At 70.4% G+C, this 12863-nt stretch carries 12 protein-coding genes; 7 read left to right on the plus strand and 5 right to left on the minus strand.

The window, feature by feature from the left end; genetic code table 11:
• Positions 1-127: 127 nt before the first annotated feature.
• Both hemL and H565_RS0105690 read left to right on the plus strand, forming a co-directional pair.
• Positions 128-1471, plus strand: a complete 1344-nt coding sequence (hemL, locus tag H565_RS0105685) for a glutamate-1-semialdehyde 2,1-aminomutase (RefSeq protein ID WP_027460194.1) — start codon at positions 128-130, stop codon at positions 1469-1471.
• Positions 1468-1896, plus strand: a complete 429-nt coding sequence (locus H565_RS0105690; RefSeq protein WP_027460195.1) for a CoA-binding protein — start codon at positions 1468-1470, stop codon at positions 1894-1896. The genes hemL and H565_RS0105690 overlap by 4 nt, the downstream gene beginning before the upstream one ends.
• An 11-nt stretch (positions 1897-1907) precedes the next feature.
• Here H565_RS0105690 and H565_RS0105695 read toward each other — a convergent pair whose 3' ends face one another.
• On the minus strand, positions 1908-3101 hold the full coding sequence (locus H565_RS0105695; RefSeq protein WP_027460196.1) for a molybdopterin molybdotransferase MoeA: 1194 nt from the start codon (positions 3099-3101) through the stop codon (positions 1908-1910).
• Between the two features lie 106 nt (positions 3102-3207).
• Here H565_RS0105695 and H565_RS0105700 point away from each other — a divergent pair, with 106 nt between their 5' ends.
• The 5 genes from H565_RS0105700 to H565_RS0105720 all read left to right on the plus strand — a co-directional run bounded on the left by H565_RS0105700 (position 3208) and on the right by H565_RS0105720 (position 9632).
• Entirely contained in the window at positions 3208-3687 is a 480-nt protein-coding gene (locus tag H565_RS0105700) for an FKBP-type peptidyl-prolyl cis-trans isomerase (protein ID WP_027460197.1), read from the plus strand.
• A gap of 208 nt (positions 3688-3895) precedes the next feature.
• Positions 3896-5035, plus strand: a complete 1140-nt coding sequence (locus tag H565_RS0105705; protein ID WP_027460198.1) for an NAD(P)/FAD-dependent oxidoreductase — start codon at positions 3896-3898, stop codon at positions 5033-5035.
• A 126-nt stretch (positions 5036-5161) separates the two neighbouring features.
• Positions 5162-5683: a DUF4388 domain-containing protein gene (locus H565_RS0105710; RefSeq protein WP_027460199.1), complete on the plus strand. Its 522-nt coding sequence runs from the start codon at positions 5162-5164 to the stop codon at positions 5681-5683.
• 379 nt (positions 5684-6062) lie between these two features.
• The gene (locus H565_RS0105715; RefSeq protein WP_027460200.1) at positions 6063-8828 is read left to right on the plus strand and encodes a valine--tRNA ligase; all 2766 of its coding nucleotides are present in this window, start codon (positions 6063-6065) and stop codon (positions 8826-8828) included.
• 132 nt (positions 8829-8960) lie between these two features.
• Complete coding sequence (locus H565_RS0105720; protein ID WP_027460201.1) at positions 8961-9632, plus strand: Nif3-like dinuclear metal center hexameric protein; 672 nt, start codon at positions 8961-8963, stop codon at positions 9630-9632.
• 3 nt (positions 9633-9635) lie between these two features.
• Here H565_RS0105720 and H565_RS0105725 read toward each other — a convergent pair whose 3' ends face one another.
• The 4 genes from H565_RS0105725 to H565_RS0105740 all read right to left on the minus strand — a co-directional run bounded on the left by H565_RS0105725 (position 9636) and on the right by H565_RS0105740 (position 12855).
• Entirely contained in the window at positions 9636-10127 is a 492-nt protein-coding gene (locus H565_RS0105725; protein WP_027460202.1) for a hypothetical protein, read from the minus strand.
• A gap of 11 nt (positions 10128-10138) precedes the next feature.
• The gene (locus tag H565_RS0105730) at positions 10139-11323 is read right to left on the minus strand and encodes a sugar ABC transporter substrate-binding protein (RefSeq protein WP_027460203.1); all 1185 of its coding nucleotides are present in this window, start codon (positions 11321-11323) and stop codon (positions 10139-10141) included.
• Between the two features lie 146 nt (positions 11324-11469).
• The gene (locus H565_RS0105735) at positions 11470-11673 is read right to left on the minus strand and encodes a YgaP family membrane protein (RefSeq protein ID WP_027460204.1); all 204 of its coding nucleotides are present in this window, start codon (positions 11671-11673) and stop codon (positions 11470-11472) included.
• 48 nt (positions 11674-11721) lie between these two features.
• Positions 11722-12855, minus strand: coding sequence for a cysteine desulfurase family protein (locus H565_RS0105740; protein WP_027460205.1), 1134 nt, complete (start codon positions 12853-12855; stop codon positions 11722-11724).
• Between the last annotated feature and the right edge of the window lie 8 nt (positions 12856-12863).

The following is a 12863-nucleotide window of genomic DNA, read 5'->3' on the forward strand; positions in this document are numbered from 1 at the left end:
GTCCAGCGCACCGACGCAGCTCCGTAGAGGACGGCTCCCCGCCCAGGCGGGAGCTTTTCTTTGGCTGGTGTCTGGAAGCTGGCCGCTGGTTGCTTTCTTCGCCCCCCAGACCCCGTAAGGTAGACCCATGACCACCGAGTTCCTTCCTGCTACCGCCCGCTCGGAGGCGCTGTTTGCCCGCGCACGCGCCGTGACGCCCGGCGGCGTGAACAGCCCGGTGCGGGCCTTCCGAAGCGTGGGCGGCACCCCCCGCTTTATCCGGGAAGCGCACGGCGCCTTCCTCACCGACGCCGACGGCACCCGCTACCTCGACTACATCGGCTCGTGGGGACCGATGATTCTGGGACACAATCATCCCGCCGTGCGGGAGGCGATTGCGGCAGCCCTCGCGGGGGGCACGTCGTTTGGGGCACCGAACGAGCGGGAGGTAGAGCTGGCCGAAACCGTCACCCGCCTCACCGGGGTGGACCGGGTACGCTTTGTGAACAGCGGCACCGAAGCCACCATGAGCGCCCTGCGGCTGGCGCGGGGCTTTACCGGGCGCAAGTTCATCCTCAAGTTCCGGGGCAACTACCACGGCCACGCGGACGGCCTGCTCGTCGAGGCGGGCAGCGGCCTGCTGACCAACGCGGCGGGGGCGCTGGGCCAGGCGGCCCCCAGCAGCGCCGGGGTCCCGGAGGAATACGCGGCCCTCACGCTGGTGAGCGAGTACAACGACCCGGCGGCGCTGGACGCGCTGATGCAGGAGCGGGGGGCGGAGGTCGCCGCCGTCATCTTTGAGCCGGTGGTGGGCAATGCCGGGGTCCTGATTCCCACGCCGGAGTTCCTGGCGGCGCTGCACCGGGTCCGTGAGCAGGGCACCCTGCTGATTGCGGACGAGGTGATGACGGGCTTCCGCCTGAGCATCAACGGAGCGACGGGCCTGCTGGGGCTAAAGCCCGACCTCATCTGCTGGGGCAAGATTATCGGCGGCGGGCTGCCCGTGGGGGCCTACGGCGGACGGGCCGACGTGATGGACTTCGTGTCCCCGCAGGGTCCGGTGTACCAGGCGGGGACCCTCAGCGGCAATCCGCTCGCGATGGCGGCGGGCCTCGCCACGCTGGGGGTGCTGGAGGAGGACCCCGGCCTCTACGAGCGGCTGGAGGCCTACACGAGCGCCCTCGCGGGCGGCTTGCGCGAGGCGGCGCGGGCGGCGGGCGTGCCCCTGAGCGTGAACCACATCGGCTCGATGCTCACGGCCTTTCATCAAGACGCACCCGACGGAACCATCCGCACCTACGCGGACGCGGCCCGCAGCGACACCGCCGCCTTTGCCATCTGGTTCCAGGCGATGCTGGGCCGGGGGGTCTACTGGGCACCCTCGCAGTTCGAGAGCATCTTCGTGGGGGGGGCGCACACCGACCACGACCTGAACGCCACCCTCGACGCCGCCCGCGCCGCCTACGCCGAGCTGGGGGGGAGGGGCGCATGACCCTGCTGGAGAGCAGGGCCGACGTTCGGCGCGTCCTGGAGGAACACAGGGTGGTTGCCGTGGTCGGCTTTCATCCCGACCCGACCAAGCCCGCCCACTACGTCCCGGAGTACCTGCACCGCCAGGGCTACACGGTGATTCCGGTCAATCCGGCCCTCGCGGCGCGGGGCGAGAGTTACTTCGGCCAGCGGGCGGTGGCCACCCTCGCGGAGATTCGCACCCCGGTGGGGGTGGTGGATGTCTTTCGCCGCAGCGACCGGGTGCGCGAGCATCTGGATGACATCCTCGCCATGCAGCCCCTCCCCCGCGTGGTCTGGCTGCAACTCGGTATCCGCGATGACCACACGGCGCGGGCGCTGATGGGCCGCGGTATCGACGTGGTGCAAGACCGCTGCATGCTGGCGGACCACCGAGCGCTGTTGTAGCGAACTGGCCCCTACAGCCACACCACCTCCACCTCCTCCCCCACCCCCACGGCGGACCGCCCTTCGGGGACGACAACGAGCACGTCCGCCTCGCCCAGCGAGCGCAGCACGCCGCTGCCCTGGCGGCCATAGTCGCGGACCTCGCCGCCCGACACGACCCCACGCCAGTAGGCTGTCTTGTCGGGGAGGCTGGGAAAGGGGGTGGCGGCCCGCAGGCGCAGCGTCCGGGGGGGCTGCCCCGTCAGCACCGGGCGCACGACCAGCCCAAACACGACGAGGCTGCTCACCGGGTTGCCGGGCAGCCCGAAGACGGGAAGCCCTCCCCAGCGCCCCAGCATCGCGGGGCCGCCGGGCCGCATCCGAATCTTCCAGAAGGCGACCTCGCCCCGCTCTAGGAGCAGGTCGCGCAGGAAGTCGTACCGGCCCATGCTGACGCCGCCGCTCGTGAGCAGCAGGTCAGCGCCGCCCGCCGCCGCCAGGGACCGCGCCAGCGCGGCAGGGCTGTCGGGAGTGTGGCCGAGGTCGAGCACGTCGCAGCCGCATTCCTCCAGCCCCGCCGCGAGGCCATAGCGGTTGCTGTCGTAAACCTGCCCCGGCAGGAGGGTTTCGCCAGGTTCGCGCACCTCGTCCCCGGTGGAGAGCAGGGCCACCCGCAGGCGGCGGCGCACGGGAACCTCGGCGTACCCCAGCGCCGCCGCGAGCGCGACCCGTGGCGGGGTGAGCAGGGTTCCGGCGCGCAACACGGTCTCGCCCGCCCGGAAGTCCCCGCCCTCAGGCCGCACGTCGCTGCGGCGGGCGGGGCGGCGCAGCCGCACGTGGGCGGGGCCATCCTCCGCGAGCTGCTCGACCGGGGCAATCGCGTCCGCGCCCGTGGGCAGCGGCGCTCCGGTGTAGATGCGGACGCACTCGCCCGGCCCCACCGTGCCCGTGAACGGCTGCCCCGCTCGGCTTTCGCCCAGCACCCGCAGGCGCAGGGGCGCGTCCGGGCTGGCCCCCCAGGTGTCCGCCTCCCGCGCCGCCACGCCGTCGAGCGCACTTTCGGTGACGCTGGGATGGCTGACGCGGGCGGCGAGGTCGGCAGTGAGGAGGCGGCCCCGCGCCCCGGACAAAGAGACCGTCTCGGCAACGGGGGGGGGCAGCAACGCCGCGAGCATCGCCCGCGCGTCGAAGACACTGACGTGCATGGGAAAAGTCGGGCGGGACATGGGGGCAGCATAGAGCGGCGGTGGGGGGCAGACAGGCCGAAAGGGGTACACTCCGGGGGCAAGTCCGTCCCGCTGCCCCCGCCTCTTTCCCTGAAGGGAGTTTTCTATGCACATCACCCAGGACAAGGTCGTCGAGATTGATTACGTACTCAAGGTGGACGGCGAGGTTGTCGACGCCAGCGAGCCGGGCGAGCCGCTGACCTACCTGCACGGCCACAGCAACATCATCCCCGGCCTGGAGCGGGCGCTGGAGGGCAAGCGCCCCGGCGACAGCTTGCATGTCACCGTGCAGCCCGAAGACGGCTACGGCGAGCGCGACGAAGGCAACGTCGAGGCCCTCAACCGCGAGGACTTTGAGGATGACATTGAGGTCGGCGCGACCTACTACGCCCAGGCCGAAGACGGCTCGGTGCTCCCCTTCACGGTCCTGTCGGTCGACGGCGAGACCGTACAGGTCGACTTCAACGCCCCCCTGGCGGGCAAGGTCCTCAACTTTGACGTCACCGTGCGGGCGGTGCGCGACGCCACCACCGAGGAGCTGGAGCACGGCCACGCCCACACGCCGGGCATGCACGAGGACGAGTAAGCGGCCCGCCATTCGCCAGCAAGGGATGTTCAGAGCCTCAGCCTTGAGCTGGGGCTTTGGCCATCCCGCCCTGGTATGCCCGGTGACAGACCGAGTTGGTGTAAGCTGTACGCTGTTGTCACGACCGGGGTGTATCCCCCCGGCGGCTTTTTGTGGGGCAACCCTGCATCTGGAGCCAACTCGTGAATTCCTTCACTGGAGTGTATGCATGAAGACCCTCATCCTCGGTGCTGGCTACGCGGGCCTCGCGGCGGCCACCAAGCTCAAGCCCACGCCGGGCCTCGAAGCCTTGCTGGTCGAGCAAAACCCCTTTCATACCTTTGAAACCCGGCTGCACGAAGCCGCGGCCCACAACACCCGCGTGACCCTGCCCATTCAGCCCCTGCTGCGCGGGACGGGGGTGGCGTTTGAGCAAGCTGCGGTCGAGAGCGTGGACATCGACGCCCGCGAGGTCATCCTCAAAGATGGCCGCGTGCTGACCTACGACACGCTCGTTGTGGGCCTGGGGTCGGTCACGAACTTCTACCGGATTCCGGGGCTGGCCGAGCACGCCTCCGAACTCAAGCAGCTCAGCGACGCCGACGAAATCTATTCCTTTGTCAACCAGGTGTATTCCGGCGAGTACCGTGGCAACCGCGACATCGTGGTGGGCGGCGCGGGCCTGACCGGAGTCGAGCTGGTCACCGAGCTGGCGCAACGGGCCGAGCTGCTCTCCAAGGCGCGGGGCCTGCCGCCCTTCCGCATCTACCTGGTAGAAGCCGGACCCAAGATTCTGCCCATCCTCGACGAGGCCCTGCGTCAGAAGGCCGAGCGCGTGCTGCGCGACTACGGCATCGAGATTCTGGTCGGGCACCGCATCACGCGGGCAACCGAAGGCAGCGTCACCGTGCAGACGCAGGATGGCGAGGAAAAGGTCATCGAGGCGGGCAAAATCATCTGGACGGGCGGCATCCAGGCCCGCGACATCGTCAAGGGTGAGCGGCTGGAAAAGGGTCCCGGCGGGCGCATCGCCGTGGACGAGTTCCTGCGGGCCAAGGGCTACCCCGACGTCTTCGTCATCGGGGACATGGGCCTGGCCCTCAATCAGGAAGGCAAGCCCGTGCCCACCACCGCGCAGCACGCCGGGCAACAGGGCCGTCTGACGGGCAAGAACATTCTGCGGCTGGTGCGCGGCGAGGCGCTCGAACCCTACGAGCCGACCACCCTGGGCGAGTTCGTCTCGCTGGGCGGCTTGATGGCGGTGGGCTGGATGAAGCTCCCCTGGAACCAGAAGCTCGCCATCACGGGCGGTCTGGCCCACGTGATGAAAAAGGCCAGCGAGTGGCGCTGGCGGGCCAGCATCGACTGATTGGCCGAAGAGGCCACAGGATTGGGATGTCGGGGGGGCTGCCTGCGGGTGGCCCCTCCCTCGCGGTTTGAGGGTAGAACCCCTCTGTCAGACCTCTGCACGACTGCTCCCCCTAGACTGCCGGGCATGGTGCGCGGTGAGCTGGCGGTGTTTGGGTTTTTGCCCGTGATGCAGATGCTGCTGTCAAGCGGTCGCCGGGGGCGACTGAGCGTGGCGCACGCACGGGGCGGCGAGGTGTGGCTGGAGCCGGGCGAGCTGGTCCACGCCCGCTCTGGAGGGCTGACGGGCGAACGCGCCCTGCAAGTGCTGAGCACGCTCGACAGCGGGCAGTTCACCTTTGCCCCCGATGTTCCGGCCAGCGAGCGTACGCTCTCGCTGCGGCGCGAGGCCGCCCTGCGCCGCCTCATCGAGGAGACGGACGCCTGGGGGCCGCTGCTGCGCACCTTTCCCGACTGGAGCCGCCCGCTGCGCTTTACCGCCCGCTGGACGGACGCCCAGCCCGTGACGCGGGCGCAGTACGTGGCCCTGAGCCTCGTGCCGGAGGGCCTGCCGCTGCGGACCCTGCTCGACCGCTGCGAGTTGTCGCCCCGCAGCGCCCTGGAAACCCTGCACCCCTTTGTGACGGCGGGGCTGGTGGAGGTGGCGTGAGCGCCGGGGACGTTGCGCCCCCCGCCCCCACGTTCTAGACTCGCGGGGCAGCGACCGGGAGGAGTACCCGTATAGCGCACCCACAGAGAGCCGGGGCCGTGGCTGAAAGCCCCCGCGGGAAGGCGCACCGGGGAATGTCGCCCGCGAGCGTGGGGGAAGAAAGGCACCTGATGGGAGCCGAGTAGAACCCTCCGGGACGCGCCCGTCACAGCGCTCCAGAGTGCCCCCGCCCAGGGTGGGGGAAGTGCGGTGGTACCGCGGGACCCTGACGGCTTGGCACAGGAGGTCTCGTCCGCAGCTTGAGCACCGTGAGCCGCTTCGGCAGACGGGACGCTGTTGCTCGGCTGCCCCTTTCCACTTCGGCACAGGAGACCCCCGCATGACCGACCTTCCCCCCCCCCCCACGAACGACGCCGCCCTCGCCAAGGCTTTTGACCCCGCCGCCATCGAACCCGCCTGGGCGCAGCGCTGGCGCACCGAACCCTTCCGCGCCGACGCGAGCAGCGCCCGCCCGCCCTTTACCATCGTGATTCCGCCGCCCAACGTGACGGGCAACCTGCACCTGGGGCACGCGCTCGACAACACGCTCATCGACACTCTGATTCGCTACAAGCGCATGGCGGGCTTCGAGGCGCTGTACCTGCCGGGCACCGACCACGCGGGCATCTCCACGCAGGTGGTTGTCGAGCGGCAACTCAAGGAGGAGGGCAAAACCCGCTTTGACCTGGGCCGCGAGGCCTTTTTGGAGCGCGTCTGGGCGTGGAAGGCGGAGTCGGGCGGGATGATTTTGGAGCAGCTCACCCGCCTGGGCGTGAGCGCCGACTGGACCCGCGAGCGTTTCACGATGGACGAGGGCCTGAGCAAGGCCGTGCGGGCGCAGTTCGTGCGCCTCTACCACCAGGGCCTCGCCTACCGGGGCGAGCGCATCGTGAACTGGGACCCGGCCTCGCAGACGACCCTGAGCGACCTCGAAGTCGTGCGCGAGGTGCGCAAGGGCAAGATGTACACCCTCCGCTACCCGCTGGAGGACCCGCAGACCCCCGCCAGCAATGGAGGCCCCGGCGAGATTCTCATCGCCACCGTGCGCCCGGAGACGATTTTCGCGGACCAGGCGATTGCCGTGCACCCCGCAGACGAGCGCTTTGCCCACCTGGTCGGGAAGCGGGCGCGGATTCCCCTCACCGACCGCTTTATCCCCATCATCGCGGATGAGGCCGTGGAGCGCGAGTTCGGGGTGGGGGCCTTGAAGATTACGCCCGCGCACGACCCCACCGACTTCGAGATTGGCGAGCGGCATGGCCTCGCCCGCCCCAGCGTCATCGACCTGCACGGGCACCTGACGTCGGACCTCGTGCCCGAAGCCTTCCGGGGGATGGAACGCTTTGCCGCCCGCAAGGCCGTTGTGGCGGCGCTGGCCGAGTCCGGTGCCCTCGTGGAGGAAAAGGACCACGAGACCGCCATCGGCCTGAGCGAGCGGACGAAGGTGCCCGTGGAACCCATCGTCTCGACCCAGTGGTTCGTGCACACGAAGCCGATGGCCGAGCGGGTGCTGGAGGGCCTCGGCGCGGGCGAGATTCGGCTCACGCCGGAGCGCTACGGCAAGGTGAACCGCGACTGGCTGCTCGGCATCCGCGACTGGAACATCTCCCGCCAGCTGTGGTGGGGCCACCAGATTCCCGCCTGGTACGACGAGGAGGGCAACGTCTACGTGCCCGACCCAGAGAACCCCGACCTCGACTGCGACCAGGACCCCCGGTACGCCCACCTCACCCTGCGCCGCGACCCGGACGTCTTCGACACCTGGTTTTCCTCCAACCTCTGGCCCTTTTCCACCCTGGGCTGGCCCGACACCGACTCGGAGGACTTCCGCAAGTTCTACCCGACGCAGGTGCTCGTGACCGGGTACGACATCCTCTTTTTCTGGGTGGCGCGGATGCAGATGGCCGGATACGCGCTGACCGGGCAAGCGCCCTTCGAGACGGTGATGCTGCACGGCCTGTACCTCGACAGCAAAGGCCAGAAGATGTCCAAGAGCAAGGGGAATGGCATCGACCCCCTGGACCTCTTTGACGAGTACGGGGTGGACGCCTGCCGCTTCGCGTTTACCAGCCTCAGCACGGGCGGGCAGGACATCCGGCACGACCCCCGCCGCTTTGAGCAGGGGCGCAACTTTGCGAACAAGCTGTGGAACGCGGCCCGCTTTGCCCGGCTGCGGCTCGCGGAGGCGGTCCCCCAGCTCACGGGGGACGACGAGCTGACCCGTTACGTGCGCAGCGCGGCGGAAGCCCCCGACGCGCACGGCAGCGACCCCATGCGCAGCCGGGACGTGCTCGCGGCCCTGCGCCACCGCCCTGACCTCACCCTGGCCGACCGCTGGATAGTCAGCCGCCTGAACGCGGTGACGGCGGAAGTGACGGCGAAGCTTGACGAGTACGACATCGGCGCGGCGATTCGCACCCTGTATGCCTTTACCTGGGACGAGTTCTGCGACTGGTACATCGAGGCGGCCAAGCCCGCGCTGGCAGCGGGGCAGCTCGGCACCCTCGCCACCCTCAAGGCCGTGCTGGAGCACATCCTGAAGCTGCTGCACCCCTTCCTGCCCTTTATCACCTCCGAGCTGTACGCGCACCTCGGCCACCGCCGCCAGGTCGCCCTGCACTCCTGGCCGCAGCCCGACCCCGCCCTGCACGACGCGGAGGCCACCCGCGCCTTTGACGCGCTGCGGGCCGCCGTGAGCGCCGCCCGCTCCCTCAAGAACGAGCTGGGCCTCGCGCCCCAAGACCGCCTGGGCGTGGCCGTGGAGGGCGACCTCGCCGCGACCGTGCACGAGAACGCCCGCATCGTGGAGGGCATCGCCCGCGTGACGCTGGTGCCGGGGCTGGCGGGCCGCACCCTCAGCGCCGTCGAGCAGGGCGTGACCGTCCGCGCTCCCCTGGAGGGCACGGTGGACCTCCAGGACTGGCTTGCCAAGCAGCAAAAGCGCCTGGCCGAACTGGACAAGCAGATTCGGCAGGCGCAGGGCAAGCTGAACAATGCCGGATTCGTGGCCCGCGCCCCGCAGGAGGTCGTGGAGGAGGAGCGGCGCCGGGTGGCGGACTTCTCGGCGCAAAAGGAGCGGCTGGAGGCGGTGCTGGCGCAGTTTTAAGGGAGCTATCCGCCGTCAGCCCTCAGCGTTCAGCCAGGGGGGTCTCGCTGCCGGGGAGGGGGGCGGGACCCTGCCGTTTGGACTGGCAGGGACGCGACAGCCTCGCCGCCGCGCTGAGGGCATCCTGACCCCATGACCCCACCCACCCTCACCGACCTCGCCCGCTGGCTCCGGGCCGAACTCGGCGAGCCTCAGCCCCTGCGCCGGGACGGTCCCGCCGAGGTGCGGCGGCTGGCCCTCGCGCTGGAGCCGGGCGACCTGCCGCCGACGCTGGGGGCCGACGCCCTCTTCTTGCACCGCTCGCGCCGGGTGGGGGACGGCTGGCCGGGGCTGGGCGTGCTGGCCGCCCACGACGGCTTTGACACGCACCTGACGACCGGGCCGAACGTGCGGCTGGCGCGGGCGCTGGGCTGGACGGACCTAGAAGAGGTCGTGTGGGAGGGCCGCGCCGTGGGCATCCGCGCGACGCCGCCGCAGCGCACCTGGGAGGACCTGCGGGCCGCCCTGCACGCCGAACTCGGCGGCGAGGACACCGCCTGGTCGCCAGAGCCGCCCGCCGGGTCGCTGCGGCTGGCCCTCATGAACGCGATGAATCCGGCGCTCGTCGGGCACGTCGCGGGGCTGGGGGTACGGGTCTACCTCACTGGGCAACTGCGGCCCTCGGCGGTGGGGGCCGCGCAGGAGCAGGGGCTGGGGGTGGTCGCGCTGGGGCACCGCCGCAGCGAACTGTGGGGGCTGCGGCAGCTGGCGCGGGAGCTGGAGGGAGCGTTTCCGGGGCTGGAGACGCGGGTGTATGGGGGCTGAGCCTCAGCGCATCTGGCAGGCCCGCACCGTGAGCACCGGGGGACGCCCCGGCAAGAAGACCCGCCCGAAGCCGAGGGCGACGGTCTTGCCGCCCCCGGTCACCCGGAAGAACTTGGGCGGTGAATCGGCTCCGATGGGGTCGACCCGTCGTCCCTTCAGCTGGCCGAGCACCGCCGCCTCCAGGGGGGTGAGGTCGCCGGGCTTGGCCAGGGTAAAGGTCACGATTTCGGTGGTCTTGAGGTCGCAGCGTCCGGCTTGGCCCTGAGCGGTCCACTGACGGTCGAGTTCCTGGGCCGCTGCCTTAAAGAGGCCAGCGTCACGCAGGTAGGGCGTGTCCTTGTAGGAGGCGAAAGTCCGGCTGGCTGCGGGCGACACCTGGCTCCAGTCGACGGAAAAGTTGGGGGACCGCTGGGGGGCGGCGAGCGCTGCCCCGGCCAGCAGACTGAGGCCGAGCGCCGCTGCGGGCCGGACGCGGGGCAGGGTTTTCATGGCCATGGCGTCTCTCCCTACCGCAGGGCCGCCCGGATGTCCTGCACCGCCTTGCCGAAGATGGCGGCGTAGTTCGGGCTGCGCGACTGCACGCTGAGGGCCACCGCGTCGGACCACGGTTTCCACACCGCGCCCATCTGCGGGACATTGGGCATCGGCGTGCCCGCCGCGATGGCGCGGCTAAAGCCCGTGACGACCGGGTCACTCTTGAGCTGGGCGCGGGCCTTGAGGCTTACGGGGATGCGGCCACCCGCCCGGTTGAAGGACACCTGCGCCGTGCTGGTGACCAGGGCCTGCGCGAGGCGGCCCGCCGCGGCCTTGTCCCGGCTGTAAGCGTTCATAACGATGCCCTGCACGCCCACGAAGGGCGACCAGGCCTGGGGCGCACCGGGGGGTTGGGGCAGCACGGTGATGCCGTAATCCAGGTTCGCCTTTTTGAAGTCGCCGATGTCCCAGGGTCCGGTGACGAGCATGGCGAGTCGACCTTCCAAAAAGGCGCTCTTGGCGGCGTCTCCGGTGACGCCTTCTGGCACCAGGCCGTACTTGTAGCGTAGGTCGTTCAGCAGGGCCGCCGCCCGCAGCGCTCCGGGGTTGTTCAGGCCGATATCGCTGGCGTCCAGCGTGCCGCGGCTATTCTTGAAGACGTAGCCGCCATAGGCGCTGAACAGGCCGTAGTTCATGTAGGCGTTGCTGAGGTCAACCAGGAAGCCAAAGCGGCCGTCCCCGGTGTTGGCGCGGGCGGCAGCCAAGAACTCGTTCCAGGTGGCCGGGGCCTGCGGCACCAGCCGCTTGTTGTACACGAGGGCGACCGCCTCCGCGAACATGGGGAGGCCCAGCAACTTGCCCCGGTAGGTCATCGCCTGCATGACCGAGCGGTCGAGGTCCGCCTCACTCCAGACCCAACGGTCCATCGGCTCGATAACGCCTGCCGCCGCGAGCTGGCCGAGGCGGTCTTGAGGCAGAGCCACAATGAGGTCTGGCCCCTGTCCCCTGGGGGCGGCCTGAATCAGCTTGTCGGCCATCTGGTCGAGGGGAACACTCACGACCGTCACCCGGTGGCCCGTCGCCCGGCCATAGGCGGCGGCCTGCTGCCGGAGCCAGGTCGCTTCTTCGGCGCTCGTGAAATGGGTCCAGACAGTCAGATTGCTCGCTCCCGCCGTCCCCAACAGGGCCAGCGCGAGGGTCAGCGCGGTCTTCGTCATGGTGAGACTCCTTCCCGGTTCATCTGTGTGCTCTTGTGTGCTCTGCCACAGCTATACCCCGGCGGGTCTCACGCACTTCTGACAGCCACGGCCCAGCGAACCGTCAGCCCATTGCTGAGGGCTGACGGCTGAGCGCTGACGGCCCCTTAGGCGTGCTTTTCCTCGCGGGTATCAATGCCAAAGGGCACGTAAGCCGGACAGACGCCCACGGCGGAGGTGCCCAGCATCACGGCGGCGAGAACACCGCTCGCCAGGGCCACGGGGCCACGGGTGGTGGCCGCCAACCCGATGAGGCCAACGCCGACAACCGTGCGGAGGGTGCGGTCAGTGATGCCCATGTTCTTGTGCATGGGAAGAGTGTAGGCAGCGGGGCGCGGGGGGTGCCATGCCCCCTGCCTTCACATCCGGCTGAACTCGGCGGCCTGCACGAGCGCCGCCGCCGCCGCGTCCACCTCGGCCTCGGTCGTGGCCGCGCCAAAGCTGAAGCGCACCGAGGCGCGGGCATCGGCCTCGCTCAGGCCCAGGGCGGTCAGGACGTGGCTGGGCTGCATGGTCCCCGCCGAGCACGCGCTGCCCGCGCTCGCGCATACGCCCAGCAGGTCGAGGTTCATCAGCAGGGCCTCGCCGTCCGCGCCGGGCACGGTCAGGGAAGCGACCTTGGGGCTGCCGTCCGCCGGGTGGTTGAGGCGCAAGCCGGGAATGCCCGACACCCCTGCCAAGAAGCGCGCGCGCAGCCGGGTGAGGTGGGTAAAGGTCTGCTCGCGGGCCGCCTCCGCCGCGGTGAGCGCCACCCCCGCTGCGTACACGCCCGCCGTGTTCCCGGTGCCGGGGCGCAGGCCGCCCTCCTGCCCGCCGCCCAGGGTGACGGGCGGCAGCTCGGTTCCCCGGCGCACGTACAGAAAGCCCACCCCGCGCGGCCCGCCCCACTTGTGGGCGCTGAAGGTGGCAAAAGTGACGCCCCAGCCCGTCAGGTCGAGGGGCAGCACGCCGGGGGCCTGCACCGCGTCGGTGTGGTAGGGAACGCCCCGTTCCGCAGCCACCGCCGCGAGCGTCGCCGTGTCCTGCACGGTGCCGACCTCGTTGTTGGCGTGGTGAATGGAGACGAGGGCGGTGTCGTCCCGCAGCACCTCCGCGAGTTCCGCCGGGTCGTAGTGCCCGCCCGCGTCCGGCGTGAGAAAGGTCACCGCCCACCCCTGCGCGGCGAGAAAGCGGGCCGGGGCCAGCACCGCCGAGTGTTCGGTGGGGGTAGTGACGAGGTGACCAGGGCGACCGTGCCGCTCTCGCCAAGCCTGCGCCACGCCCAGCAGCACGTGGTTGTCGCCCTCGGTGCCGCCCCCGTTGGCGACGATGGCGCGGGGGTCCACCCCCAGCGCGGCGGCGACGCGGGCGCGGCCTTCTTCCAGCCGCTCGCGGGCGGCCTGCCCCGCCGCGTGGACGGACGACGGATTGCCGGGCAGCGCGGCGGCCTCGGCGTAGGCGGCGAGCGCCTCTGGGGTGAGGGGGTGGGCGGCGGCGTAGTCGAGGTAAATCATCGGGGGGA

The organism is Deinococcus murrayi DSM 11303, assembly GCF_000482805.1.
Lineage (GTDB): Bacteria > Deinococcota > Deinococci > Deinococcales > Deinococcaceae > Deinococcus > Deinococcus murrayi.

Bases quoted from the DNA above. Each gene is read 5' to 3' on its own strand.
- H565_RS0105720 (WP_027460201.1), top strand. From the start codon at position 8,961: ATGACCCCACCCACCCTCACCGACCTCGCCCGCTGGCTCCGGGCCGAA.
- H565_RS0105740 (WP_027460205.1), bottom strand. From the start codon at position 12,855: ATGATTTACCTCGACTACGCCGCCGCCCACCCCCTCACCCCAGAGGCG.
- H565_RS0105705 (WP_027460198.1), top strand. From the start codon at position 3,896: ATGAAGACCCTCATCCTCGGTGCTGGCTACGCGGGCCTCGCGGCGGCC.
- H565_RS0105730 (WP_027460203.1), bottom strand. From the start codon at position 11,323: ATGACGAAGACCGCGCTGACCCTCGCGCTGGCCCTGTTGGGGACGGCG.
- H565_RS0105735 (WP_027460204.1), bottom strand. From the start codon at position 11,673: ATGCACAAGAACATGGGCATCACTGACCGCACCCTCCGCACGGTTGTC.
- H565_RS0105690 (WP_027460195.1), top strand. From the start codon at position 1,468: ATGACCCTGCTGGAGAGCAGGGCCGACGTTCGGCGCGTCCTGGAGGAA.
- H565_RS0105700 (WP_027460197.1), top strand. From the start codon at position 3,208: ATGCACATCACCCAGGACAAGGTCGTCGAGATTGATTACGTACTCAAG.
- H565_RS0105715 (WP_027460200.1), top strand. From the start codon at position 6,063: ATGACCGACCTTCCCCCCCCCCCCACGAACGACGCCGCCCTCGCCAAG.
- H565_RS0105710 (WP_027460199.1), top strand. From the start codon at position 5,162: ATGGTGCGCGGTGAGCTGGCGGTGTTTGGGTTTTTGCCCGTGATGCAG.
- hemL (WP_027460194.1), top strand. From the start codon at position 128: ATGACCACCGAGTTCCTTCCTGCTACCGCCCGCTCGGAGGCGCTGTTT.
- H565_RS0105725 (WP_027460202.1), bottom strand. From the start codon at position 10,127: ATGGCCATGAAAACCCTGCCCCGCGTCCGGCCCGCAGCGGCGCTCGGC.
- H565_RS0105695 (WP_027460196.1), bottom strand. From the start codon at position 3,101: ATGTCCCGCCCGACTTTTCCCATGCACGTCAGTGTCTTCGACGCGCGG.